Below are 23,227 nucleotides of genomic sequence, written 5' to 3' on the forward strand. Positions count from 1 at the left end.
ACCTATTTGTACGGCCCGATCAAACGGGCCGGAAACACACCAGCAGGACCAACAAAAAGCGGATGCGCCAACATCCGCTTCAGTCAGGAGTAGCGTTATGGAGAACCGGAAGCCGAAGTGGGACCGGCATTCGATCCTCGCGGAATTCCGCCGCAGGGGTGTGCGGATGTCCGACTTCGCGGCCGAGCATGGCCGCAACCCAAAATCATTCGGAACCATCTGGACCAAGTACAACCGCATCAACGAGAAGCTGATCGCGGACTTCCTTGGCGATCCCGTCGAAGTGGTCTTTCCGGACCGTTATCCCATTCGCGCCACTCGCATCTTTGATAGCAGGCGCGACGACAAGAAGTCGAGTGAGAAAGCTGCCGCCACCCGTGACAGGGTGGCGGCATGAAACGGCCGCTTCTGTCAACAATGCGGTCGGTGCTTGACAGGCCGCTCGTCCAGGACATCGCGGCTTTCGTCGCGCTGTCGCTGGGTGTCGCCGCGATCCTCGCCTGGGCCTGGATCGCCACGCTGATGGCAGTGGCCTGGAGGCTGGCATGAGCCTCCAGGAGATCATTGCGATTGCCGGCGGTGCGGCCCTGGGCGGTTTTCTCGGGCTGCTGACAGGTCTTTGGATCGTCCGCCGAAATCCGGCCTTCAGCCAAGCAGCGAAGACGAAATCGTCTTGCCCCATTTGCACGGGGCGCGAGGGAACCGTCGTGCACGTGCCGATGAGGCGCCGCTAATGCGTGGCCTGGTCGCCCTTGACGATATCGGACCAGACGTCGGCGAGCGCATTGAAGGCGAGTTGCACCTGGTCTCGAACGACTGTGTCGAGGTTCATGGAGTTGAGTTGCTGGCCCGCACGTACGTTCGCCTCGACCAGCCCGACAGCAAGTGTGAACAGCTTTTCTGCATCCATTTCGATCGTCTCCATGTGTGTCTCCCACGTGGGGATGAGAGGCGCCGGCCCGCGGTTCGGCGCGGGCCGGCGCCGTCAAACCTACCCCGGTTTCTCCGGCTGCATCAGGCCGGGATTTACCGCCGAAATTTCCTATCCGCTGCCCGTTCACTCCCCGCGTCGGCAGCGGACCGGCGCGCCTGCCGCTTGTTCCTCCCGGCGGCGGGCGCGCGAAGCTTCCAACACCTTTCCCAGGCAGGCCTTTGAATGAACCCGCAGGACTATCAACAGATCCCCGTGAAGCTGATCGACGTGCCGGGCGGCCGGCGCAAGGTCGATCCGGACTGGGTTGCCGCGCTCGCCGAGGATATCGGCCGGCAGGGATTGCGGGTGGCGATCCAGCTCGTTGAGGCGGGAGGCCGCTACCGTCTGATCGCCGGCGCGCACCGCCTGGCGGCGGCAAGGGCGCTGAAGTGGAAGGATATCCCAGCCGAGGTAAAGCCGGCAGACGCCTTCGCCGACGAAGCGGCGATGAAGCTGGCGGAAATCGCGGAAAACCTCATGCGCCGCGAGCTGTCGGCGCTGGACCGGGCAATGGACGTGGCCGCCTGGCGCGACGTCTACGAGCGAGCTCAGGGCGCGGTGAAGCCCGGGCGCAAGAAATTGTTTCACGATGAAACAATTTCCGACGCCGACAAGCTGGCGGTCGCGGCGGAGCGGTTCGCGGCAAGCTTCGGCGAGGCGGCGCAGCGCGCGCTGAACCTCAGCAGGGTCACCGTATGGCGCTGCCTGAAGATCGCGACGCTCGACGCGGAAACGCGGGAACGGGTCGCGCTGACGAAGATCGCCGACAACCAGATCGAACTGATGACGCTTGCCGGCCTTGAAGCGGAGATGCGGAAGCGCGTGCTCGACCTGGTGTTATCGGAGCCGCCGCAGGCGGCAACGATCGCCGATGCGGTGCTGATGGCGAAGGGCAAAAAGCCGGACAAGGCAAGCGACAAGCTGGTCCAGGTCATTCCAGGCAAGCTCAAACGGCTCAAGGAGAGCCAGCGGGACGCAATATTCGAAGCGTGCGAAGCGCTCATTCTCGATTGGCTGCAGCGACGGGAGGGCTCGAAGTGACGAGGGCTCTTCGAAAATGCCTGGCCGGCCTCATGGTTCGCGCCTTCATGATTTTCCCCCTCGCCGTGCGGCGGCTGTGCAGCCGCCAGCTTCATGAGGATATCGCACTCCGTTCGGTCGCCATTCGATGGGGTGCGCTGAACAGCGCGCAGCGCGCCCGCTTTCTGGACGCGAACGGGAGCGAGATCATCGCCCTCCTGAGAGAGGAAGGCATGCTCTGATGGTCAAGGCGCGGGGAGACAACCTGACCGGCGATCTTCTTTCCTGGGAGCCCCCCAAGGTGGCGGCCGGCTTCGAAGCCGGCGCGATCCGCGGCTCGCGCCTTTCCTCGCAAATCAGCCAGGCGGTGGCGCTGGCACTCAAGTCCTCGCCGATGTCGCGGGCGGAGATCGCGGCGGCGATGAGCGCCGAGCTCGGCTACCAGGTGAGCGAGAACATGCTGGCGAACTATGCCTCGGAAGGGGCGGAGGCGCACAGGATCACGCTGGAGCGCTTCATCGCGCTGATCGACGTGACGGGGTGCACGGACCTGCTCGGCTTCGTGGCGGAGCGCTTCGGCAAGGTGGTGATCGACACCAAGTACCAGGCGCTCATCAACGTGCACCTGGCCGAGGAAGCGGAAGCGAAAATCCAACGGTTCAAGGCGGCCGAAAAGGCCAAGTGGGGAGCGATCTAGGCCGATGAACGCGCAGGCTCCAATCCAGGTTCAAATGTGGTTCACGGCACAGGAGATCGCCGAGGCGGCGAAGGCCGGAGAATTGCCGGGGCTGCCTGCAACGAAGCGTGGCGTCAACGACCTGGCCGACCGAGAGGGCTGGCACCGCTACCACGCCCAGGTGAGATGCGAGACGGGGCGCGGCGGGACGATCACGCGCTACCACCTGGACCTGCTGCCGCTGGATGTCAGGCTTTGCTACCTGTCGCGGCGCGTCGGGCCGGCGCTGACGATGACGGGCGGAGACGGGCCTGGCAGCGGCAAGGCACAAGCGCAGCCGACCCTTGCCGCCGCCGGGAACCTTACCGAACGCGAACGGCTGAACCGCGACGCCAGGATGTGCATCGTCCGGCTGGCGGACAGGTTCCGGGCGATGCTCGATCTCGGCGCGCTCGCCTCGGATGCCTATTTCGCGGATCTCTACAATTCCGGCCGCATCCCCTTGCCAGATTGGGCGCAAGGCGTCGTCAGGCGGGTTTCAGCGCGCACGCTGATGCGCTGGCGCGAGAAGGTGAAGTTCCAGGGCAGCGCGGCGCTGGCCTGCGACCGCTCGAAGGCGAAGAAGGATACCGGGCTGCTGGAAACCGCCGAGGGCGGTCGGCTGCGCGCCTTCGTGCTGGCGTGGATCTTCAAGAACCCGGCTCTCTCGGCCGGGACGTTGCGGGACTATTGCGAAGACGAGTTCGGCGGCCAGATCGCCGACCGGCATGGCGAGCTGAAACCGCTGCCGCCGGTGCGGACGTTCCAGCATTTCATCAGGAAGCTGAGGCAGGAAGAACGGGTCGTGATCCTGAAGAACACGAACCCGGACAAATACCGCTCGACCATGGCGATGCGCGGTACCGGCGCCTATCGGTGGGTCAAGGAGCCAAACCAGCTCTGGCAGATCGACGCCTCGCCGGTCGATGCACTTTGCACGGACGGCCGCCATTCGATGTATGCCTGCATCGATCTCGCCACCCGCCGACTGGTCATCACCCTGTCGAAGACGCCACGCGCCTCGGCTGTCGGCCTGCTGATCCGCAAGGCGGTGATCCAGTGGGGCGTGCCGAAGACGATCAAGACGGACAACGGCTCGGACTTCAAGGCGCAGGCCACGCAGCGCCTGTTTTCCGATCTTCATATCGAACAGGACGTGTCGCGGGCCTACAGCCCGACCGAGAAGGGGCATGTCGAGCGCGTCATCGGCACATTCCAGCACAATTTCGCACCGCAGCTGCCGGGCTATGTCGGCCACGACGTGGCGGAGCGCAAGGCGATCGAAGGCAAGAAGGCGTTTTCGGAACGCCTTGGCGCGGATGACGCGGAGCTGTTCGGGGTGGAACTCACCGCCGCCGAGCTGCAAGCCATCATCGACGAGTGGCTGGAGGTCTACTACCACGAACGCCCGCATGGCGGCCTGAAAGGCGAGTTGAAGGGCCTTTCGCCCAACCAGGCGGCGCAACGCTCGACAACGCCTGTCGCACGCGTCGACGAGCGCGCACTGGACGTGCTGCTGATGCCGCTCGCCGGCAAGGACGGCCGCCGCCGCATGACGGCGCAGGGCCTGAAGATCGACCACGTCTACTACAGCTCGCCGCTGATCCTGCCGGGCACGGACGTGATCGTGCGGCTCGATCCGATCGACATGGGCAAGGTCTACGCCTTCTCGGCCGAGGACGGCAGCTTCCTGGATGCGGCCGTGTGCCCGGAATTGCGCGACATCGACCGCACCGAGTTCGTGAAGGCGCAAAAGGCGATGGCGCGCGAGATGCTGGCCGAGCGCGAGAGGGAGGCGAAGGCCGAGCTTCGCGAGCTCGGCAAGGGGCCATCGGGCATCGAGCGCACGCTCAGGCTCTATCGCAAGAAGGCGGACGAGAAAGAGGCCGCCAAGGCGAATGTCGTCGCGCTGCCGAAGCGCGAGGAAGAGCACGTCACGCCGGCGATCGAGGCGGCGAAGGAAGCGTCGGTGCTGCCGCTGAAGCCGGCATCGCCCGCGCCGATCGACGACAGGACCCGGTCGATCCACGAGGAGCTGCTGCGGGAATGGGAGGCCGGCAACGCCAGGGTGACGGCCGAGGACCTGGCCGAGGTCGAGGAGATGCTGGAGCGGGCGGAGGCGTTCAAGAACGTGGTGCCGATCCGGCAGAACCAACCACTCAACGAGGCCGGCCAGCGCTTCTACCGGGCAATCCAGCTGGAGATGGCGATCGCCAGCGGACGTCAGGCCGAGATCTCAACCGAGGAGCTGCGCTGGCTGGGGCATTACCAGCGCACGCCGCAGTACCGGACCAATGTCGACATCATGGAGGTGTGGGGGCTCGAGCACGCCGTGCGGATCGCCCACTAAAAGGAAAAGGCCCCGCGGGAACGGGGCCAAGGCAATTCACTCACATCACTGAAAGGGCAGATTGATGGGGCTTAACATGGATGTCAATAGCGGAGATACGGCGCCGATCAGGAACGTCAGCGCCTGCATGACGCTGGTCCGGTCGCTGCAGGACCGTCACCCGCTGCAGCCGAACCTCGGCGTGTTCGCCGGCTTCTCGGGCTACGGCAAGAGCGTGGCGGCGCTGTTCGTGCAGAACAAGACCGATGCGGCCTATGTCGAGGTGTCCGACACCTGGACGAAGAAGAAGCTTCTGACCTCCATCCTGGCAGAGCTCGGCCGGCCGGCGGCGAGCGGCACCCTGGCGGACCTGGAAGACGAGATCATCGCCATCCTGGCGCGCGATCCGAGGCGGCCGCTCATCATCGACGAGGCGGACAAGCTGGTCGATCGCAAGATGATCGAGCTGGTTCGGATGATCGCCAAGAAGAGCAACGTGCCGGTGCTGCTGATCGGCGAGGAACTGTTTCCCAAGAAGCTGGAGGGCGTCGACCGGTTCCGCGACCTTGTGCTGACGATGGGCTATGCGCAGCCGTGCGATCTGAACGATACCCGGGTGCTTGCGCGCACGCTCTATCCGCAGATCGCGATTGCCGACGATCTGCTCGACAAGGCGCGCTCGGAGGCAGAGGGCCGGGTCCGCCGCATCGGCAACACGCTGCACGCGATCGCGATCGAGGCGAACGTCCTCGGCGTCTCCCGGATTGGCCTCGACGAGTATCGGGCCGGCCGGGGCTACTTCTCGCGCGGTCACCTGCCGTCGCGCCGGGAGGCTGCGTGATGGGGATCGTCCTGAAGCTGAGCCTGGCCAAAGGCACTTCTCCCAAGCGCGGCATCGATCATTTCTGGAGCGTCATCCAGGCGCACGAGCTGGCGGGCGAGACATTCACGCGCGGCGACATCTTGCGCATGTCGAATGCACGGCGCCGGGACGTGGACGATTTCTTCGGCCGGCTGGAAAAGGCCGGCCTCGTCGAGAAGGTGGGCGAGCGGGGGCCGCGACCGGAAGCCGTCTACCGGGCCACGGTGCGCCAGACCGCCACGCCGCGGGTGCGCCGGGACGGAACGGTGATCGAGAGCGCCGGCAAGCAGAAATGCATGTGGAACGCGATGCGCTCCGGCGCGCATCGGCAGGGGTTCACCGCGCAGGATATCGCGCTGTGGGGGTCGACCGACGAAACCGCGATCAGCCTCGCTTCAGCGCAGGCCTACATCAAGGCCTTGTCCAAGGCCGGCTACCTCATCCCGCTGGTCAAGGGCAAGCCCGGCGCACCCGGCATCTGGCGGCTGGCACCGGACATGAACACCGGACCTCTGCCGCCGATGATCCTGCGGACCAAGGTGGTGTTCGACCAGAACCGGCATGAGCTGGTCGGTCCTGTCGAGACCGAGGAGGTGTCGTCATGAGCGCCGCTTCCGGCAACCGGCCCGACAACGTCGCCAAGGCCCGGTTGGCTTGGGGCGCGACGATCCCAGAATGGATCATCGTGCTGGCGGAGGCCTGCAATCGCGAGAGCCAGGCGGCCGTCGCGCGCAAGGTCGGCTACTCAGCCTCGGCCGTCAGCCAGGTGCTCTCCAACAGCTACCACAATGGCGACATCGCCCGCTTCGAGCAGGCCTCGCGCGGCGCGCTGATGTCCGAAACGGTGACATGCCCGGTCATGGGCGAGATGGCGCGCAACGTCTGCCTTTCGTGGCAGCGCAAGCCCTTCGCCACGACGAACGCCCATCGCGTGCGGATGCATCAGGCATGCCGGACGGGTTGCCCGCATTCCCTGATCAAGGGAGGCGGCGATGCTGAGTGAAGATATCCGGACGCTCCGACAGTTCATCGACGAGCACGTGAGCCGCGACGGTTCGCTGTTCCTGTCGCCGGCGCTCACGGAGCTGGCGAAGTTCGCGCTTGCCGACATGGTCCGCTGCGCGCGCGCCCTTGAGACGGCACAGGTCAGCGGACCGGCCAGGATCACGGAAGCCGACCTCGCGTCAGGGCGGGTTGCCCGGCTTCCTGTGGTGCCTCGGCCAAGACTGGCAACCGGTCCTGGCAACGGGAGTTCGGCATGAGGCCCTGGAGCTATGACGACATAGCGCGAGCGGTCGGCTTCCGGACGCTCGGAGAGAAGGACTGGTGGATAGCCGAGAGGCTTGGCCGGAAGATCCACGACGTATCGCGGACGATCGACAAGGCGCTGGTACTCGAAGCGACCGAAGACCTGCCGCCTTCACCCGCCCCGCCATCGCCCGCTTCGCCGCCGGCCACGCCTTCGCCCGCGCCGGTGACCGCATCGCCACGGCGCCACCAGGAAACGGTACGGCCCCGCGTCGTGTTCCGGAAATACCGCGTCAGCCCGCACCTGGACCTCATCCTGGCGGCGGAAGCCGGCCAGCGGAACTCAGGAATGCTCGGCGACCCGGGACCGGGCCGTTCCGCCCTCGATCAACGCAAATCAGGAGAAGCCAGGTGAGCGAGACACACACCACGATGTGGGATGACGAAATCGTCGAAGTGGGTGGCAAGTCCTACCTGCGCGACGCCAAGGGCAATCTCGTGCCCGTCGAAGCCATCAAGCCCGAACACAAGCTTGAGGACGAGACGGTGCGCAAGATCATGGCCTACGCCCGCGATCTCTCGGCGCAGATCTCCCGCTTCAAGCAGCACACATTCGACGATCTGTCGGCCTTCGAGGCGCTGCTGGCGCAGGAATACGGCGCGGCCAAGGGCGGCGCGAAGGGCAACAAGACCTTCATGAGCTTCGACGGGCTGATGAAGGTGCAGGTGCAGGTCGCCGACTACATCGACTTCGGGCCGCAGCTGCAGGTCGCCAAGGGGCTGATCGACGAGTGCCTGAACGAATGGGCGGCCGACAGCCGGCCGGAGATCCGCGCCATCGTCACCCGCGCGTTCAACACCGACAAGGCCGGCCAGATCAACCGGTCCGAGATCTTCATGCTGCTCAGGCTCGATATCGCGGACGAGCGGTGGCTGAAGGCGATGGAGGCGATCCGGGCGGCGATGCGCGTGGTCGGATCGAAGACCTACGTGCGCTGCTACGAGCGCGACACACCGGACGGCCAATGGCAGCCCGTCACGATCGACCTGGCACGAGCGTGAGGGGGGCGACGATGGCATTTCTCTATAGCGCAGTGTCTGGTTCTGAGGTCGGCAACAAACTAGCTCGTGATCCGGAACTTTTCGCGGAAGTGCTGAATGAAGTTCAGGATTTCCACGGCGATGATCCAACCGATCGCTTCATTCAAGATCTTGCCGAGGCTTCGAACGAGAAACTCTCGGAATTCCTTCGCATGCTCGCCGATCGCATTGAATTCGAGAAGGGATCGACGCCGTGAGCGATCTCAAAACCCTCCGCGACCAGGTGGCGAAAATGCTCGACGACGCCATGCGAAAGGCCGGGGACCGCAAGGACGATCCTGCCGCCTGGCATGTCCGCGATCGCAACGAGATGAACAACCTCGCACGGCGCCTGAAATCGTGCTTCGACGCCAAGATCAGCGACAGATGGGACGGTGTGGCCGTCACGATCGGCGGGATCCGTGCGACCAGCACCATGGGCCTGAGAGGCGCAGTGCGCAACTGGGTTCAGGCCGCCGACCGACACATCGGAGCTGGGTCATGAGCGCGATCAAGATCGCCTTCCGCCAGGTTCTTGCTCCGTTTCCTTCCTCCCCTCAACGACAACAAGACGGCGGTCAGCGCCGCTTCCTCCCAAGACTGAAAGGAACCAGCATGCACAAACTCGTTTCCGCAGTTTCATTCGTTTTCGCGGTGTTGATCCTGCTTGGATCGGCAATCCCCGCGAGCAGCGCAATCGACTGCTCCCGCCCCGGGCTGCAGCAATTCTGCGCAGTGCACTACGGCATGCCCGGCACGGCCCGTGCGAGCACATACGTGAAACAGGACTGGCGGCCGCGCAACTTCAATCCTGAAGACCACCGGGAACCGAAAATTGCCGAAGGCTGGAGCGAGCCGAAAGCCGAAACCAAGACCGCCGGGGGATGGGGCAAGTAATTCCAGGGCGGCGAACGACGAGGGCCGGGCCTGGCTCAGCCAGGCCCCGTCCAGAATTGCTGACAATCATGAATAGACGGATCGAACCATGAAACAGACCGACAGCAATTTATCTCCACGAAGCCTGCGCCTTGATGAAGTTCACAAGGCAAACGCCGCCGCCCTGGAAGCTCGCATGGCAATGACGGAAGCCAAATCGGCTCGGGACGCCGCACAGCAGGTTTTCCAAAGAATGGACGCCATCTATGCGGATGCCCGTGATGAATACGAGCGCGCCGAGCAGGCCCTTGACGAAGCGTTTTTCGCCTGGGCCGAAGGTCAGGTGCGTGGGCTGCCGCAATGACCGGCGCAACGGAAAAGCACAGGGCACTTCTGGAGCGCGCCCTGGCGGAGCTTCGGCACACGCTGCGCTCGGACGTGGAATGCGCCTGCGAGCTGGAGCGCGACTGGGCCAACGAAATCATCCCGGTCCCCGGCACCTGCGACGAGATGATGGCCGACCTTTGCGAGCGCCAGCTCAACCTCGTGCGCGACATCCAGGCCGAAATCGGCGGTTTCGCGGAGCACCCCGAGCCGCAGTGGCTGGATGACCTGATCGACGGAAGGTGGAGCCTGACATGAGCGGCGTGCAGCGCATCGAGTTCGAGGATCGCGGCCAGGACTTCCTGTGGTGGGAGATCGATACGGAGACGGGCCGCATCCTCGGTTGCGGCCCTCACCAAGGCTGGCTTTGGGCCGACGGCGATCACCGTGTCGACCTGTCGACGATCGGCATTGGCCAGCGGCCGAGCTTTTATCACCGGCGCCGGATGGATGTCATCACATTAAAATATGTGATCGTCTCGGCCGGCCCTGCACCCGCGGGGGGGCGATGAGTTCTGATCTCTTCGGGAGGGCGCCGTCATGAGCGCCTATGCCAAGATCCATGTCGGCCTGAAGCAGCTCGGCATCGATGGCGACGACGCCCGCGATCTCTACGAGCGGGTGACCGGTATCCGGTCGCTGCGGGCGATGAGCCCGAAACAGCATGACGAAGTCATCCAGGAGCTCGGCCGGCTCGGCTTCGAGCGGTCTTCAAGCCGTCGTCGAACGCCGCTTGAAGGGCGGTTCGCGAAGAAACTCCAGGCACTCTGGATCTCCGCCTGGAACCTCGGCCTCGTCCGCAATCGCGACGACAAGGCGCTGATCGCTTTCGTCAGGCGGCAGACCGGCATTGATCACGTGCGCTTCCTCAGCAACGCACAGGACGCGCGGAAGGCTGTGGAAGCCCTCAAGGCCTGGATCGCCCGGGAGGCCGATGTGACGTGGCCGAAATTCCAGGACGGCCGCGCCGAGAAACTCGCCGTCATCGAGGCGCAGTGCCGGATCCTCGGCGTTCCGATCGGCAGCGAGATTTCGGCGGCCACGGACGAAACCTTGCTGGCGGCAATGCAGAGCTTCGGGCGCTGTATCAGGGCGGCAAAGGGCGATTGACATGGCCGGCTCCGCTCCCTTGCCGCTTCTGACATGGCGCGAGGATGCGGAGCTGGAACGATTGAGGGCGGAGCGGGCGGAACTGAGGCGGCGCATCGCCGAGCTGCCGAGAATGAGCCACCGGCGCATTGAGCTGACGGTCCGCCTCAAGGATCTGACGGCCCAGGAACTGAAATTGACGACGCGAACCGGACGGATGGAAGATGCCTGACGTACAGCCTCAGATCCCGGCAAACATCGCGCCTTATGTGGATGCGCTCGGCGTCGACGACACGATCAGGCTGCTGCTTGAGCTCGGAGGCTCGCAGATCCACCTGCCACGCGCCGGTACATCTTCCCGGTCGATGGCAGCAGGCTTGCTCGGCGCCGAAAAAATCGCCATGCTTGCAGCCGTGATGGGGCACGGCTACATCAAGGTGCCGCTCGGCAAAAAATGGATTGCCCAGGTCATGTTCGCGCGCGGCGAGAGCCTGAACGCCATCGCGAGGACCGTTCGATCCGACGTGGCGACCGTGCGCCGCTGGCAGCTGAACGACGCGCTTCAGCTCGATCTCTTCTGATTTCTCCCGCCTCCAAGGTCGCTCCACCCGCGCGCCCGCGTGGATGAACCCTTCCCGCGAAACCTGCCAGATTTGATCCAGGATCAGCGCCGGCCCCGCACTTCGTCATGGGCCGGCGCGCGGCTTAATGGCGGGGCTTCGGATGAAGAAGAACTTCCCAAGATCGCTGGCGTTCACGCTGAGCTTCGAGGGCGGCTACGTGGACCATCCGAAAGACCCGGGCGGCGCCACGAACAAGGGCATCACGCTTGCGACCCTGCGCCTTCACAAGGCGGGCGCCACCAAGGCCGACCTCAAGGACATCCGGGGCGATCTCGTCAATCGGATCTATCACGACGACTACTGGGAGCGTACCGGGTGCGACACGCTTGCCTCCGGCGTCGACGGGGCGGTGTTCGACTATGCGGTGAATTCCGGTCCGGCCGCCGCGCGCAAGAGCCTGATGGCCGTCATCGGCGGTCCCGACCACGAAACGGTCCGCAAGCTCTGCGCCAGGCGGCTTTCCATCTACCGGACGTTCAAGCACTGGGCGACCTTCGGCAAGGGCTGGACGCGGCGCGTCGCCGAAGGCGAGGCGCTGTGGACCAGGTGGGCACTGGCCGAGAAATCCGACGTTGCCGAGGTGATCGTTGCGCTTGAGGACAAAGGCAGCAAGGCAAAGGGGACTTCGCGGCAGCAGGGGGCGGCCGGATCCGGCGCGGCGGCAAGTGCGCCGGCCGCTCCGGTAGCCGCCCCGGTCGACATGGACGCGCTCGCCGCGATCGCGGTCGCGGGTGTCACCGTCGCCTTGATCGCGCTCGCCGCCTGGCTGCTCTGGCGCGCGCATGTCAACCGGCTCAGGGCTCGGGCCTACGCCACGCAAGCGGAGAGAGCGATATGAGCATGATCGTCGGCATATTGGCCGGGGTCGCCTCCAAGGTCGGAGCCGAGCTTGTCGGCCGCGTCCTGGGCGAGCGCTTCGGAGAGGCGGGCGGACGCCTGGCGGAAACGGTGGTGAGCGAGATCGCCGGCGTCCTTGGCGTCGAACCCGAAGAACTTCCGTCCGTCAACGGCGCGGACCTGGAAGAGGCGGTCGAGACCGTCGAGGGCCGAATGCCGGAACTGATAGCCTTGTGGTCCCGCGGCCTCGACGGCCAGTTCGCCCTGCTGCAGGCCGAACAGCGACAGGGCATCTGGCAGAGCGGCTGGCGCTGGGGCTGGATGTATCTGCTCGGCCTCATGTGGACGGTTCGCCTACTCATCGTGCCGGTTACCGATGCGATCGCGGGCACCGATATCGGCTCGCGCATGGACATGGGCGTGATGATGACGCTGACGTCCTGGTTCGTCGCGCTCTACATGGGCGGCCACACGCTGAAGAACCTCGGAGCCCAGGGCGTCGAGGCCATCAAGGCGATGAAGGGCAAGTGATGACACAGGCCGTCTATCGCATCGACCTGAACGACTTTCATCCTGACGGCCGGCGGAAGTTTTTCATGTTCGAATGCTCCTGCCGATCGCTCGCCGAGCTCAACCAGCGCCTGCAGGAAGAAAAGGTCGTCTACGGGCAGCGGCTCTACACCAGGCGCGCGGATACGCCAGGCGAATTCGAGGTTACCGGGCGCGACGAAGTGATCGTCGGCCGCGAGGCGATCTGGCAGGTCTCCACGCCCCGGCACCGCTATTTCGAGGTGGAGGGATGAAGGCGAGCGAGTTCGACAAGGAACTGGCGGAGCTGCGCGTCGAACAGGAGCGCGATGCGGCGATCGGCCGGATCCGCGCTTCCCTCGACCGGCCCGGCGCCACCACATGCCGGCGATGCGGCGACCCGATCGACGAACGCCGGCGCCAGGCGCTGCCATCGGCCGTCACCTGCATCGACTGTGCGAGCGAGGGCAAATGATCGAGGACATCCGCAACTGGTCGGCGGCCATCGCTTCACTCCTTGCAATCATCAGCATCTTCTACACCTGGCTGACTGCGCGATCGAAGGCGAACGAGCACACCATCGGCAAGCACGAGCGCAAGCTCATCGAGCACGACCGCCGCATCCAGACGCTGGAAAGCGATGTGGGCCACCTGCCGCCAAAAGACGATGTGCATGAGCTGCGCATAGCGCTGGAACAGGTTCGGGGTGCGCTCGGGAGGCTTGAGGAAAGCCACCTTGGCGTTACCCGGGTCGTGAACCGGATCGAGATCTTCCTGCTCGACGGAGGGAAAGAACGTTGAAAGAGGGATATCGCGACTACCTGGAGCGGCATGGTCGCCTGGTGATCCTCGAGGCCATCGCCCGCGAGTTCAACGGTCACCTGCGCGAGGATCTGATCCAGAAGGCGCTCGACGTCTATCTGGTGTCGCGCTCCATCGAATGGGTGAGAACGCAGCTGCGCAAGCTGGAGGAAATCGGCGCGGTCAACCTGGAAGAGGATGGCGGCAAGCTGATCGCTGGCCTCGCCCAGGCCGGACGGGATCACCTGGAACGGCGCGCGCCGCTGGACGGCGTGGCATGGCCCGAGGACGGGAGATAGGTCAATGGTCGCTCCCGAGGCCGGCGGACGGCGTGAAGGTCGCGGACGGTTGTCGACCATGGAAATGCTGCCTGAAGAGGCGGACGCCGACCTTGCCTGGGTCAACCAGGAACTGCGGGACGGCAAGCGGCCGCAGGTCGCCATCCTGGCGGAGTTCAACGCCCGGCTGGCGGATCTCGGCATAGGCTCGATCTCCAAGGGAGCCTTCAGCCGCTATTCGGTCCGCAAGGCTCGGCAGTGGCGCGAATACGACGAGCGCTTGCGGCTGTCCACTGCGCTCGCCGAAGCGATGGGGCCTGACGGCGCCGACAAGATGACCGTCGCGATTTCCGAACGCATCAAGATGGCGGCCGACGAGCTGCTTTCCAGGGGCGATCTGTCGGCCAAGGAGATCAACGCGCTGGCGAGCGCCAACCGCGCCGCCATCACCGCGCAGCGGCACTCGGCCGAGCTGCGGCGATTGCTGCAAGCCGAATTCGACGAGCGGATGAAGAAGGCGGCCGAGGATGTGGCCGAAGTCGCCAGGAAGGCGGGCGTCTCGCAGGAGACCATGGCGGAGATCAACCGACGCCTGATGGGGGGGGCCTGATGGGGCGCGCGCGCATCATCCCCGCCAATCGCGGTGCGATCTTCCTGCCCTATCAGGCACGCTGGGTGCAGGACAATTCCCGGCTGAAGCTGATGGAGAAAGGTCGCCAGATCGGCCTTTCCTGGTCGACGGCCTATGCCACGGTTTCCCGCACCGCGCTCGCCGCCGCACGGCACGATCAATGGGTTTCCTCGCGCGACGACATCCAGGCGCGTCTATTCCTCGAGGACTGCAAGCTTTGGGCGGGCAATCTGGAACTCGCCGCGCGCGATCTCGGCGAACAGGCCGTCGACCCGGACGGCAAGACAAGCGCCTATGTGCTGCGATTTGCCAACGGCCGGCGCATCCATTCGATGAGCTCCAATCCGGATGCCCAGGCCGGCAAGCGCGGCGGCCGGGTGCTCGACGAATTCGCGCTGCATCCCGATCCGCGAAAGCTGTGGTCGATCGCCTATCCCGGCATCACCTGGGGCGGTTCGATGGAGGTGATTTCGACGCATCGCGGCTCGCACAACTTCTTCAACAGCCTGGTCAAGGAATACCGGGACGGCGGAAATCCAAAGAAGATCAGCCTGCACAGGGTGACGCTCGAGGACGCACTGAACGACGGCTTCCTGTGGAAGCTCCAGCAGTCGCTGCCGGAAGACGACGAACGCCAGGAGATGGACGAAGCCGCCTATTTCGACTGGGTGAAGAGCGGCGCGGCCGACGAGGAAAGTTTCCTTCAGGAGTACATGTGCCAGCCGGCCGACGACGATGCGGCCTTCCTGGAATATGACCTGATCGCGGCCTGCGAATACGCCGCCGATGCCGACTGGCGCAAGATCGAGGGCGGCGAGCTCTTCGCCGGCATCGATATCGGCCGCAAGCATGACCTGACGGTCATTTGGGTGCTGGAGCGCCTTGGCGACGTGCTCTATACGCGCCATGTCGAGGCGCTCAAGAACATGAGCAAGGCTGAGCAGGAGAAGGTGCTCTGGCCCTGGATCGAGCGTTGCGTTCGCACCGACATCGATGCGACCGGCCTTGGCATCGGCTGGTCCGATGACGCACAGAAGAAATTCGGTCCCTACAAGGTCGAGGCCGTGACCTTCACCGCGAAGGTCAAGGAAGCGCTCGCCTATCCGGTGCGCGGGCACATGGAAGACAGGCGGTTGCGCATTCCCTATTCGCCGCCGATCCGCGCAGACCTGAGGTCCGTGACCAAGCAGGTCACCTCGGCCGGCAACATCCGCTTTACGGCCGAGCGCACGCCGGACGGCCATGCTGACCATTTCTGGGCACTGGGGCTCGCCATAGAGGCCGCCGGCGGCGCGGCCGGCGGACAATGGCGCCCGCTTTTCGGCCAGATCGGCCAGGCGCAGGAAAGCCCGATCGACAAGGATTGGATCCCGGCATGAACTGGTTTTCAAAGGCTCTTCAATCGCTGCGCCATCCGCCCAGGCCGAGCCTGTGGCAGGGGCTCCTGAAAGGCACGCGCTACGATTATCGCAAGGCAGTCGGCGACGGACTGGACACGTCCGTGGTGACTGCGCCGGTCCAGTGGATCGGCCGCGCGCTGCCGGAGGCGCGGCTGACGGTGACAAGCCGCCGCGGCCGCCAGGTGACGGAGATCTCCGAGCACGGCGCCCTGCAACTGATCCGCAGGCCAAACGCTTATTACGGCGACATCGCGCTGTGGATGGCGACGGTCTTTTCCTTCTGCCTGGACGGCAACGCCTACTGGATCAAGCTTCGCAACGGTGCCGGGCGGCCCGGCGAGCTCTGGTATGTGCCGCATTGGACGATGGAGCCCTTCGGTTCGGATGACGGCGAGAAGTTCATTTCGCACTACCGATATACGCCCGGCGGGGGCCTGCAACCGATGCGGCTTGAGGCCGAGGAGGTCGTGCATTTCCGCCATGGCCTCAATCCGCGCAATCCGCGCAAAGGCCTGTCGCCGCTCGACGGCGCGATCCGCGAGATCTTCATGGACCTGGAGAGCTCGAATTTCGTGGCTTCGCTCCTGCGCAACATGGGCGTGCCAGGCGTGGTGATCTCGCCGAAGAGCGGCGGCGCGGTGGCGGTCGAGGATGTCGAGGCAACCAAGTCGTGGTTCCAGGAAGCGTTTGGCGGCGACCGGCGCGGCGGGCCGCTGGTCATGGGAGCGCCAACCGACGTCACGCCCTACGGCTTCAACCCTCAGCAAATGAACATGTCGGAGGCGCGCGACGTGGCGGAAGAACGGGTCTGCGCCTGCCTTGGCATTCCTCCCGCTATCGTGGGCTTCGGCGCCGGCCTGCAATCGACCAAGGTCGGGGCGACCATGACGGAGATGCGCAAGATCGCCTGGCACAACGGCGTCCTGCCGCTGGCACGAATGTTCTCCGACGAGATCGAACGCTCGCTGCTGCCGGATTTCGGCGAGACGCGCGGCCTGACGATGTGGTGGGACACATCGGAAGTGCTTGCCCTTCAGGATGACGAGGACAAGGAAACGGAGCGCTGGAACAAGCGGGTGCAAGGCGGCTGGGCCATGGTGGCGGAGGCGCGCGCGGCCGCTGGCCTGGAAGTCGACGATAGCCACCGCATCTATCTGCGGCCGTTCTCTTCGGTGGAGGTGCCGGCCGGCGCCCCGCCGCGCACCGTTGAAGACGAACCGAAGCGGATCAGACAAAAAGCCCTGGCTTCGCCGGCGGCGCAACGGGTCGGCCGGGCTTATCTGAGCATCCTGGCACGCCAGGAAGGGCCGCTCGCGGTAACCTTCGAAGGCCGGTTGAAGGCATTCTTCGAGCAATTCGCGAGGGAGGCTTCGTCGGCAGCGCTGCCATTTCTTGAGGAAGAGGACCTGGCGCCAAAGTCACGCGCGTCGAAGTCACGCGGGGCGGACGGGACCAAGGCCGACGAGCTGCTGATCGCGAGGATCCTGGAGGCGCTCGGCATCGGTGTGCATCAAACCACGTTCCGCGGCCTCTACGAGGCGTATTACCTGGAAGTGGCGCGCCAGGTGGCGGAGGCGGCGGAGCTCGCGGGGATAGGCGGCAGCCTGCCGGATCCGGTTGCCCGTTCGATCGTCGGCTTCGGCGGCCGCCGCGCCGGCCTGGTCGATCTGTCGGCCCAGACGCGCCAGGCGCTCTTCGATGCGCTCGCGGAAGGGCGGGCGCAGGGCGAAGGCGCGACGCAGCTAGCCGCTCGCATTGCCGATCACGTCGGCAGCGGTCCCTGGTCGAATGCCGACACGCGCGCCCGCACGATCGCCCGCACCGAAACCAAATATGCGCAGAACATTTCGACGATCGAGCGCGCCAGGGCCGCCGGCGTCGAGCGCTTCATCGTCTTTGACGGCCGCCTGGGGCCGGGCCGGTCCCTGCCAAGTCACATCGCCCGCAACGGATCGATCGTCACGGCGGCCCAGGCTGCGCAGATGGCGCAGGACGAACATCCGAACGGAACCCTGTCCTTTGCCCCCTATTTCGGGGACCAGGACGAAGAGGAGCAGGACACATGAAGATCGAGACCAAGGGCCTTACGGTCGAAAAGATGGACGGGGAAGGCCGTGGCCTCGCCCGTATCGCCACGCTGTCGGCGATCGATCATGACGGCGACACCTATCTGCCCGGCGCCTTCTCGTGGAAGGAAGGCGGGATCCAGTGGGTGCCGATCCTGCCGGCGCACGATCGGCGCGCCATGCCGCTCGGCAAGGCTCGGGTTTATGAGGAAAACAACGCGGCGCTCGCCGAGATCCATCTGAACCTCGGCTCGGATGCCGGTAGGGAATGGCACTCGACGCTGAAATTCGACCTGGAGAACGGCCAGGCCGTGCAGGAATGGTCCTACGGCTTCGGGGTGATCGACGCTCAATACGAAAGCCGCGACGGCGAGCGCGTCCGCGTGCTGAAGCGTCTCGACGTTCACGAGGTTTCGCCCGTGGTACGCGGCGCCGGCATCGATACCGCAACGCTTGGCCTTAAGTCGCGCGGATCCTTCGCCGTCCAGATCGAGAGCGTGCTGGCGGAGATCGACGACATCGTCGGGCGCGCCGGCGGCCTGAAGGCTCTCAGGGAGGCGGACGGCCGGGGTCTTTCCAAAGCGAGGATCGACCAGCTCGCCAACCTGAAAGGCAAGCTCGAGGAGCTCATCGCTTCAGGCGCTCCCGAAACCGATCCTGCCGAGCAGCTGGCGGTGAAGCATCTCACCGCCTCGGCCCGGCGCCGCCTTGGCCTGTGAGGGCGTGTTTGAAGCGCGAGGAGGAAATCGACAGAGAAGGCCGCTGAGAGGCGAAACGAGGCTGTTACGGGGCATTCGCCATTTTTCGACAAGACGCCTGCTCAGCGCCTTAAATGGAGCTCTAAATTCGAAATTACGGGGGTATTATCGTTTTGTTGCCCCCGGTTTTCGCAGGCTTGCTTCCGGGTGCTTTTGCAAGGGCCGAGACGTCGGGAGAAAATATGAGCGCCAACGTTCCGACCAAGCGTGAATACCACGGCGTAGTCGCTGAAATCAACAACGAGTGGCGATTGGTCAATCTTGGCGTCAGATGGGCGGTGCAACGGAACAACGGAGATGTGTCCAGACCATGGCGCACCGTCGCCGGGTCTCATCGCCGCGATGGCCTCGCCCATTTGGTGGAGCGCCTGACCGGCGCGACCGCCGAAAGTGTCTCAGGCCTTCACGCTCTGCCGGATCTGCATCCCGGCCATGTCGGCCGTCCCGCCGGAAAAAGAAGCGACGAGTACGGCGGTGTGGTTTGCCTGCTCGGTGCCGAGTGGCGCTTGATCGAAGAGCCAGGCGTCCCTCAGTGGACGTTGCAGCGCTGTTACAAGTCTGGTTGGCGTGACGTGAGCTATTCGCGCAGAAAAGACCAGATTGAACGCCGATTGCTTCAGGCTTGCGGATCAATTGATGAAGCTGCCATAAAAGCGTTGCGAGCGCTGCCCGATATCCATCCCGGCAATCGCCGAAAGTCGAACTGATAGCTCCTGAGCCTTCACCCGCGCGGCCGCGCGGATAGTCCGACCCTCCTCCTTTCTCCTAGTCTCGACCTCATGCAATGCCCCGCGCCGGCCGCGGGGCGGATTTGCAGCACGAGAGGCCGCGCGCGGGCGCGTCGGCGGACGTTCCACCGACAATGGAGGGGTCGAATGACCACCCTGAAAGAAGTCCGCGAAAAGCTCGCGGCAAAGCAGACCGAATTGCACAAGGTGTTCGAGGAGGCCGAGGTCACGACCGACAGCGGCCAGAAGAGCTACGACTTCAACAAGGTCACTTGCCTCGGCAAGGACGTGAAGGGCTCGATCGCCGTGGCCGAGAAGGTCAAGGCGATGGATGACGAGCTGAACGATCTCGCCTCGCAGGCCGAAAAGCTCGAAACGGCCGAAAAGGCGGCGAGCGCGCTTGCTGATCGCGAGAAGGTGCGCGGCCGCCTCCCCATTCCGGGTGCAAAGGACGAACAGGCCAGGAGCCGGGTCAAGAGCCTGGGCGAGCTCGTGGCGGCCGAGAAGGCCTATGCCGAGTGGGTGAAGCACGGCACGCCCAACGGCATCAACTTCTCCTACGAGGACTTGCTGCCGTCCGACATGCTGGCCAAGGGCGCCGTATTCGAGACCCTCGGCTCCAAGGCGCTTCTGGAGACCGGCGCAGGCTTCGCGCCCGAAAGCATCCGCCTTCCCGGGTTCGTCGAAGGCGCCACGCGCCCGCTGCAGCTCATCGACATCATCCCGATGTCGACCACGGGTCAGGCGGCGATCAAGTACATGGAGGAAACCACCCGCGCCCACGCCGCGGCCGAGAAGGCCGAGGGCGCGGCCTATGCGGAAAGCACCTTCGTATTCACGGAAAAGACGTCGCCGGTGGTCAAGATCACCGACAGCATTCCGGTGACCGACGAGCAGCTGGAAGACGTGCCCCTGATGCAGGGCTACATCAACTCGCGGCTGACCTTCGGCATCCGCCAGCGACTGGACGGCCAGGTGCTGGTCGGCGACGGCGCCGGCGCCAACCTGCGCGGCCTGAAGAACGTCGTCGGCATCCAGACCCAGGCCAAGGGCGCGGATCCGGTGCCGGACGCCTTCTACAAGGCAATGACGAAGGTCCGCGTCACCGGCCGGGCGATCCCGACCCATCACGTCATGCATCCGGAAGACTGGCAGGGCGTGCGCCTGCTGCGCACCGTCGACGGCGTCTATATCTGGGGCTCGCCCTCGGAGGCCGGGCCTGAGCGCCTCTGGGGCCTGCCGGTGGTGCAGCAGGATGCGGACGCAAAGGGCACCGGCTATGTCGGCTCCTTCCAGCCTGCCTGGATCAGCTTGTTCGAGCGCAAGGGCGTCGACATCCAGATCGGCTATGTCGGCACCCAGTTCAACGAGGGCAAGCGCACGGTGCGCGGCGACATGCGGGCGGCCTTCGTGGTGTTCCGCCCGGCCGCCTTCTGCTCGGTCACCGGCCTCTAAGCCACAACCCGCGGAGCGCCCGCCCGGAAGTCGAGAGTACCGGGCGGGCATTCGGCCGCAACAGGAGATCACCATGCCAACGATTTCCGGATTTTCGAGGCCCGTGGGCTGTGCCCTGATCCCCGGCGGGCCGGTGGGCGAGCATGAGGTGCCCGGCGCGCTCTCGCCTGGCGACACCCTGCTTTCCGTTGAACACATCACCGAGGGCACGCCGCCGACCCGGGTGGATCGCACCGCAGAATTCTCGATCACCGCTGGCAAGGCCGGCGTCATCGAAAACACCACCACCGACACCACGGGCGATTTTCTCCACGTCCTTTGGGCAAGGTCCGAGTAGGAGGGCGCCATGCAGGCGAAAGAACGTCTTTATCTGACCAAGGACAAATCGAAGCTCGTCGGCGAAGGCGATCTACGCGCCGCTTTCCTTTATGCCGCGCCTGGCGACGAGATCCCGGCCTCGGCCGTGGAGCGTTTCGGCCTTGTCGACGGCAGCCTGGCGAAGGGCGGGAAGAAGCAATCCGCCCCGGCCGAGGACAAGGAACGACGCGGCCAGGAAGACAAGGGCGAGAAAGGAGAAGATCTTTCGGTGATCAAGGGCATTGGCGCGGCGGCGCAAGCCGCGCTGAAAGCCGCCGGCATCGACAGCTTCTCCGCCCTCGCGGCGGTCGATCCTGCGTCGCCGCCCGTGGTCAAGGGCCTGTCGCCGCGTGCCGACTGGCAGAGCTGGGTAACCCAGGCACGCGAGCTGATGAAGCCGCCGACCGGCTGATCGAGGAATACCAGGGCGAAAGCAACCGAGGGCAGCGCGGTCACACTTGCCGGAGATGGGGTGCCGGCGTGACTGGTCGGGAGTTGCGAGTAGGCGGCGCCGGGCCGCGGTCCCCGGCTGCAACGTCTGACGGGGGACGTGACAGCCGGGAGAGACCGGCACCTCAACCAAAGACCTGCGGGGTGAGCGGACATGCCTCTGATCGACCGGGTGAAGGAACGAACCGGATCCGACCTTTCCGACGCAGAGCTTGCCGCAATGATCGATGCGATCACGGCGGAGATCGAGGCCCGCTTCGGCCCGGCCGGACCGATCACGATCGAGCTCGGAGATCCGGTCGATCCCAATTCCCGCTTCAGAAGGGTGTTGCGCCTGCCAAGGGCGATGGACAGCGCGCAGCCGGCGACGATCGTCGAACTCGATCCAGCCAATTCCGGCCTCGCGGGCAACGAGGTGGAGCTCGCCGCCGGGGACTACCGCGTCCTGCATGGCGGGAGGACACTGCAGCGGCTGAACGGCGGGCCGAACGGCCGCGACTACTGGGCGCCGCTGGTTCGTGCCACTTATACCCCGCTTGGGGACCAGGCCGCGCGCGAGGAGGTGACGATCAAGCTCATGCAGCTGGATCTCTCCTATCGCGGCGGGCTGAGAAGCGAACGGGCCGGCGACTATTCATTCACACTCGGTAGTGCCGACGTTACCGAGGAGCGCGAGAAGCTTCTGGCGAGCCTCGGCCGAGAGCGCATGGTGATGGCATGACCGACAAGGCGATCCTGGCCAAAATTCGCAAGTGTCTCGCATTGGCTCAAAGCGCCAATGAGAACGAGGCGGCAATAGCACTCTCCAAGGCGCGTGAGCTGATGGAAGCTCACGGCGTCACGGAAGCGAAACTGGCCATGTCCGAAGTCGAGGAAGCCAGCGCTCGCGGCAATCGTTCCCAGCGGCCGCCTCGCTGGGAGACTATCCTGTCAAACGCCGTTTGCCGCGCGCTTGCCGTCGAGTGCTTCTTAAACGCGGATGGCGATCGCACCTTTGTCGGCCGCGGCGCGGTACCGGAAATCGCTGCATACGCATTCGCAGTGCTGTTTCGCCGACTGAAGGGCGCACGAGCTGGCTATATCCGTTCGCATCTGAAGCGCTGCAAGCCCGGGCGCAAGCGGCTTCGCGCGGACATATATTGCGAAGCCTGGACTGCGGCCGTCTACGTGAAGATCTCCGCCCTGTTGCCGGAGCCGCAACCGGATGCCCTGGTCGCCCTTTACCTGGCTGAGCGGCACCCGAACCTGGTCCCGGTCAAGAGCCGTATCGCTCAACCTAAAGGAGGCGGCGTCGAAAGCGACTTTCTACGCGGTCGGCATGCGGGAAGTTCGGTCGAGCTGAATTCGGGTATCGGGAGCGGGATCGACCAGCCGCTGGCGCTCACATGATCGCCGGCCGCCTGACCATGCGAGCGATGGTGGAACGCAACGTGGCCGCGGGCAGCGATGCCTGGAACAATCCGGTCGCTCCCGAATTCCAGCCGCTTGCCGTCGTCAAGTGTTTCGTCTGGTCGAGGCTTTCCCAGGAGATCGTCGACGGCGACAAGACGGCGATGGTCGAGGACATGCGGGCAATGTTCCCGCTCGCCGCCGATGTCGACGAGAAGGACGAGATCTCGGCCGTCACCGATGCGCGCGGCAACGTCATCATTGCGGGCCGGCTGCGCATCGAAGGCCCGGTCCAGCGCAAGCACACCCATCTTGAAGCGGCGTTGAAGAGGATCCGCTGATGCAGATCT

General features: G+C 65.0%; 40 protein-coding genes. 39 read left to right on the top strand and 1 reads right to left on the bottom strand.

Annotation, left to right across the window (positions count from 1 at the left end):
* The 3 genes from H2509_RS09905 to H2509_RS09915 all read left to right on the top strand — a co-directional run.
* The coding region (locus H2509_RS09905; protein ID WP_209001902.1) for a helix-turn-helix domain-containing protein at positions 1 to 397 on the top strand (397 nt) is incomplete at its 5' end.
* Positions 394 to 549 carry a hypothetical protein gene (locus H2509_RS09910; RefSeq protein ID WP_182162255.1) on the top strand — a complete coding sequence of 52 codons (156 nt, stop codon included), beginning with the start codon at positions 394 to 396 and terminating at the stop codon, positions 547 to 549. The genes H2509_RS09905 and H2509_RS09910, both read left to right, overlap by 4 nt.
* Positions 546 to 734, top strand: coding sequence for a hypothetical protein (locus tag H2509_RS09915; protein ID WP_182162257.1), 189 nt, complete (start codon positions 546 to 548; stop codon positions 732 to 734). The genes H2509_RS09910 and H2509_RS09915 overlap by 4 nt, the downstream gene beginning before the upstream one ends.
* Here H2509_RS09915 and H2509_RS09920 read toward each other — a convergent pair.
* Positions 731 to 925 (bottom strand): hypothetical protein, encoded by a 195-nt coding sequence (locus tag H2509_RS09920; RefSeq protein WP_182162259.1) that lies wholly within the window; start codon positions 923 to 925, stop codon positions 731 to 733. The genes H2509_RS09915 and H2509_RS09920 overlap by 4 nt on opposite strands.
* A gap of 231 nt (positions 926 to 1,156) precedes the next feature.
* Between H2509_RS09920 and H2509_RS09925 the strand changes: the two genes are divergently transcribed.
* The 36 genes from H2509_RS09925 (at position 1,157) to H2509_RS10100 (ending at position 23,218) form a co-directional block, all read left to right on the top strand.
* Complete coding sequence (locus tag H2509_RS09925; RefSeq protein ID WP_182164848.1) at positions 1,157 to 2,014, top strand: ParB N-terminal domain-containing protein; 858 nt, start codon at positions 1,157 to 1,159, stop codon at positions 2,012 to 2,014.
* Positions 2,011 to 2,235 (top strand): hypothetical protein, encoded by a 225-nt coding sequence (locus H2509_RS09930; RefSeq protein WP_182164850.1) that lies wholly within the window; start codon positions 2,011 to 2,013, stop codon positions 2,233 to 2,235. The genes H2509_RS09925 and H2509_RS09930 overlap by 4 nt, the downstream gene beginning before the upstream one ends.
* The gene (locus H2509_RS09935; protein ID WP_182164852.1) at positions 2,235 to 2,690 is read left to right on the top strand and encodes a hypothetical protein; all 456 of its coding nucleotides are present in this window, start codon (positions 2,235 to 2,237) and stop codon (positions 2,688 to 2,690) included. Before H2509_RS09930 ends, H2509_RS09935 begins: the two co-directional genes overlap by 1 nt.
* A 4-nt stretch (positions 2,691 to 2,694) precedes the next feature.
* Positions 2,695 to 5,058: a DDE-type integrase/transposase/recombinase gene (locus tag H2509_RS09940; protein ID WP_182164854.1), complete on the top strand. Its 2,364-nt coding sequence runs from the start codon at positions 2,695 to 2,697 to the stop codon at positions 5,056 to 5,058.
* 76 nt (positions 5,059 to 5,134) lie between these two features.
* Complete coding sequence (locus H2509_RS09945; protein ID WP_182164856.1) at positions 5,135 to 5,878, top strand: AAA family ATPase; 744 nt, start codon at positions 5,135 to 5,137, stop codon at positions 5,876 to 5,878.
* Positions 5,878 to 6,504: a hypothetical protein gene (locus tag H2509_RS09950; RefSeq protein WP_182164858.1), complete on the top strand. Its 627-nt coding sequence runs from the start codon at positions 5,878 to 5,880 to the stop codon at positions 6,502 to 6,504. Before H2509_RS09945 ends, H2509_RS09950 begins: the two co-directional genes overlap by 1 nt.
* Positions 6,501 to 6,902: a transcriptional regulator gene (locus H2509_RS09955; protein ID WP_182164860.1), complete on the top strand. Its 402-nt coding sequence runs from the start codon at positions 6,501 to 6,503 to the stop codon at positions 6,900 to 6,902. Before H2509_RS09950 ends, H2509_RS09955 begins: the two co-directional genes overlap by 4 nt.
* Complete coding sequence (locus H2509_RS09960) at positions 6,892 to 7,161, top strand: hypothetical protein (protein WP_182164862.1); 270 nt, start codon at positions 6,892 to 6,894, stop codon at positions 7,159 to 7,161. Before H2509_RS09955 ends, H2509_RS09960 begins: the two co-directional genes overlap by 11 nt.
* Positions 7,158 to 7,562, top strand: a complete 405-nt coding sequence (locus H2509_RS09965) for a hypothetical protein (protein ID WP_182164864.1) — start codon at positions 7,158 to 7,160, stop codon at positions 7,560 to 7,562. The genes H2509_RS09960 and H2509_RS09965 overlap by 4 nt, the downstream gene beginning before the upstream one ends.
* Before the next feature lie 17 nt (positions 7,563 to 7,579).
* Positions 7,580 to 8,209, top strand: a complete 630-nt coding sequence (locus tag H2509_RS09970; protein ID WP_182164918.1) for a DUF3164 family protein — start codon at positions 7,580 to 7,582, stop codon at positions 8,207 to 8,209.
* Positions 8,210 to 8,220: 11 nt separating this feature from the next.
* Positions 8,221 to 8,445: a hypothetical protein gene (locus H2509_RS09975; protein ID WP_182164866.1), complete on the top strand. Its 225-nt coding sequence runs from the start codon at positions 8,221 to 8,223 to the stop codon at positions 8,443 to 8,445.
* Complete coding sequence (locus H2509_RS09980) at positions 8,442 to 8,732, top strand: hypothetical protein (protein ID WP_182164868.1); 291 nt, start codon at positions 8,442 to 8,444, stop codon at positions 8,730 to 8,732. The genes H2509_RS09975 and H2509_RS09980 overlap by 4 nt, the downstream gene beginning before the upstream one ends.
* Positions 8,729 to 9,124, top strand: a complete 396-nt coding sequence (locus H2509_RS09985) for a hypothetical protein (RefSeq protein WP_182164870.1) — start codon at positions 8,729 to 8,731, stop codon at positions 9,122 to 9,124. The genes H2509_RS09980 and H2509_RS09985 overlap by 4 nt, the downstream gene beginning before the upstream one ends.
* A gap of 88 nt (positions 9,125 to 9,212) precedes the next feature.
* Positions 9,213 to 9,467, top strand: coding sequence for a hypothetical protein (locus H2509_RS09990; RefSeq protein WP_182164872.1), 255 nt, complete (start codon positions 9,213 to 9,215; stop codon positions 9,465 to 9,467).
* Complete coding sequence (locus H2509_RS09995; RefSeq protein ID WP_182164874.1) at positions 9,464 to 9,745, top strand: hypothetical protein; 282 nt, start codon at positions 9,464 to 9,466, stop codon at positions 9,743 to 9,745. The genes H2509_RS09990 and H2509_RS09995 overlap by 4 nt, the downstream gene beginning before the upstream one ends.
* Complete coding sequence (locus H2509_RS10000) at positions 9,742 to 9,999, top strand: hypothetical protein (protein WP_182164876.1); 258 nt, start codon at positions 9,742 to 9,744, stop codon at positions 9,997 to 9,999. The genes H2509_RS09995 and H2509_RS10000 overlap by 4 nt, the downstream gene beginning before the upstream one ends.
* A 28-nt stretch (positions 10,000 to 10,027) precedes the next feature.
* The gene (locus H2509_RS10005) at positions 10,028 to 10,597 is read left to right on the top strand and encodes a regulatory protein GemA (RefSeq protein WP_182164878.1); all 570 of its coding nucleotides are present in this window, start codon (positions 10,028 to 10,030) and stop codon (positions 10,595 to 10,597) included.
* A gap of 1 nt (position 10,598) precedes the next feature.
* Positions 10,599 to 10,808: a hypothetical protein gene (locus H2509_RS10010; RefSeq protein ID WP_182164880.1), complete on the top strand. Its 210-nt coding sequence runs from the start codon at positions 10,599 to 10,601 to the stop codon at positions 10,806 to 10,808.
* Positions 10,801 to 11,157, top strand: a complete 357-nt coding sequence (locus H2509_RS10015) for a helix-turn-helix domain containing protein (protein ID WP_182164882.1) — start codon at positions 10,801 to 10,803, stop codon at positions 11,155 to 11,157. The genes H2509_RS10010 and H2509_RS10015 overlap by 8 nt, the downstream gene beginning before the upstream one ends.
* 142 nt (positions 11,158 to 11,299) lie before the next feature.
* Positions 11,300 to 12,037 (top strand): glycoside hydrolase family 108 protein, encoded by a 738-nt coding sequence (locus H2509_RS10020; RefSeq protein WP_182164884.1) that lies wholly within the window; start codon positions 11,300 to 11,302, stop codon positions 12,035 to 12,037.
* A complete protein-coding gene (locus H2509_RS10025) occupies positions 12,034 to 12,567 on the top strand; it encodes a hypothetical protein (RefSeq protein ID WP_182164886.1) in 534 nt (177 codons plus the stop codon). Before H2509_RS10020 ends, H2509_RS10025 begins: the two co-directional genes overlap by 4 nt.
* The gene (locus H2509_RS10030; protein ID WP_182164888.1) at positions 12,567 to 12,839 is read left to right on the top strand and encodes a hypothetical protein; all 273 of its coding nucleotides are present in this window, start codon (positions 12,567 to 12,569) and stop codon (positions 12,837 to 12,839) included. Before H2509_RS10025 ends, H2509_RS10030 begins: the two co-directional genes overlap by 1 nt.
* The gene (locus H2509_RS10035) at positions 12,836 to 13,039 is read left to right on the top strand and encodes a TraR/DksA C4-type zinc finger protein (RefSeq protein ID WP_182164890.1); all 204 of its coding nucleotides are present in this window, start codon (positions 12,836 to 12,838) and stop codon (positions 13,037 to 13,039) included. The genes H2509_RS10030 and H2509_RS10035 overlap by 4 nt, the downstream gene beginning before the upstream one ends.
* A complete protein-coding gene (locus H2509_RS10040; RefSeq protein ID WP_182164892.1) occupies positions 13,036 to 13,365 on the top strand; it encodes a DUF2730 family protein in 330 nt (109 codons plus the stop codon). Before H2509_RS10035 ends, H2509_RS10040 begins: the two co-directional genes overlap by 4 nt.
* The gene (locus H2509_RS10045) at positions 13,362 to 13,664 is read left to right on the top strand and encodes a VpaChn25_0724 family phage protein (RefSeq protein WP_182164894.1); all 303 of its coding nucleotides are present in this window, start codon (positions 13,362 to 13,364) and stop codon (positions 13,662 to 13,664) included. The genes H2509_RS10040 and H2509_RS10045 overlap by 4 nt, the downstream gene beginning before the upstream one ends.
* Before the next feature lie 4 nt (positions 13,665 to 13,668).
* Positions 13,669 to 14,253 carry a phage protein Gp27 family protein gene (locus H2509_RS10050; RefSeq protein WP_182164896.1) on the top strand — a complete coding sequence of 195 codons (585 nt, stop codon included), beginning with the start codon at positions 13,669 to 13,671 and terminating at the stop codon, positions 14,251 to 14,253.
* A complete protein-coding gene (locus tag H2509_RS10055; RefSeq protein ID WP_182164898.1) occupies positions 14,253 to 15,653 on the top strand; it encodes a phage terminase large subunit family protein in 1,401 nt (466 codons plus the stop codon). Before H2509_RS10050 ends, H2509_RS10055 begins: the two co-directional genes overlap by 1 nt.
* The gene (locus H2509_RS10060) at positions 15,650 to 17,740 is read left to right on the top strand and encodes a phage portal protein (protein WP_182164900.1); all 2,091 of its coding nucleotides are present in this window, start codon (positions 15,650 to 15,652) and stop codon (positions 17,738 to 17,740) included. Before H2509_RS10055 ends, H2509_RS10060 begins: the two co-directional genes overlap by 4 nt.
* The gene (locus H2509_RS10065) at positions 17,737 to 18,459 is read left to right on the top strand and encodes an HK97 family phage prohead protease (RefSeq protein WP_182164902.1); all 723 of its coding nucleotides are present in this window, start codon (positions 17,737 to 17,739) and stop codon (positions 18,457 to 18,459) included. The genes H2509_RS10060 and H2509_RS10065 overlap by 4 nt, the downstream gene beginning before the upstream one ends.
* Positions 18,460 to 18,680: 221 nt before the next feature.
* Complete coding sequence (locus tag H2509_RS10070; RefSeq protein ID WP_182164904.1) at positions 18,681 to 19,205, top strand: hypothetical protein; 525 nt, start codon at positions 18,681 to 18,683, stop codon at positions 19,203 to 19,205.
* A gap of 168 nt (positions 19,206 to 19,373) precedes the next feature.
* On the top strand, positions 19,374 to 20,681 hold the full coding sequence (locus tag H2509_RS10075) for a phage major capsid protein (RefSeq protein WP_182164906.1): 1,308 nt from the start codon (positions 19,374 to 19,376) through the stop codon (positions 20,679 to 20,681).
* Positions 20,682 to 20,754: 73 nt separating this feature from the next.
* A complete protein-coding gene (locus H2509_RS10080; RefSeq protein WP_182164908.1) occupies positions 20,755 to 21,018 on the top strand; it encodes a hypothetical protein in 264 nt (87 codons plus the stop codon).
* A 9-nt stretch (positions 21,019 to 21,027) separates the two neighbouring features.
* Entirely contained in the window at positions 21,028 to 21,450 is a 423-nt protein-coding gene (locus H2509_RS10085; protein ID WP_182164910.1) for a hypothetical protein, read from the top strand.
* Positions 21,451 to 21,642: 192 nt separating this feature from the next.
* Positions 21,643 to 22,209 carry a hypothetical protein gene (locus tag H2509_RS10090; RefSeq protein ID WP_182164912.1) on the top strand — a complete coding sequence of 189 codons (567 nt, stop codon included), beginning with the start codon at positions 21,643 to 21,645 and terminating at the stop codon, positions 22,207 to 22,209.
* Entirely contained in the window at positions 22,206 to 22,877 is a 672-nt protein-coding gene (locus H2509_RS10095; protein ID WP_182164914.1) for a DUF2786 domain-containing protein, read from the top strand. The genes H2509_RS10090 and H2509_RS10095 overlap by 4 nt, the downstream gene beginning before the upstream one ends.
* Positions 22,874 to 23,218 (top strand): hypothetical protein, encoded by a 345-nt coding sequence (locus H2509_RS10100; RefSeq protein WP_182164916.1) that lies wholly within the window; start codon positions 22,874 to 22,876, stop codon positions 23,216 to 23,218. The genes H2509_RS10095 and H2509_RS10100 overlap by 4 nt, the downstream gene beginning before the upstream one ends.
* The last annotated feature ends 9 nt before the right edge of the window (positions 23,219 to 23,227 follow it).

Origin of the sequence: Stappia albiluteola (assembly GCF_014050225.1) — a bacterium.
GTDB classification, from domain to species: Bacteria; Pseudomonadota; Alphaproteobacteria; order Rhizobiales; family Stappiaceae; genus Hongsoonwoonella; species Hongsoonwoonella albiluteola.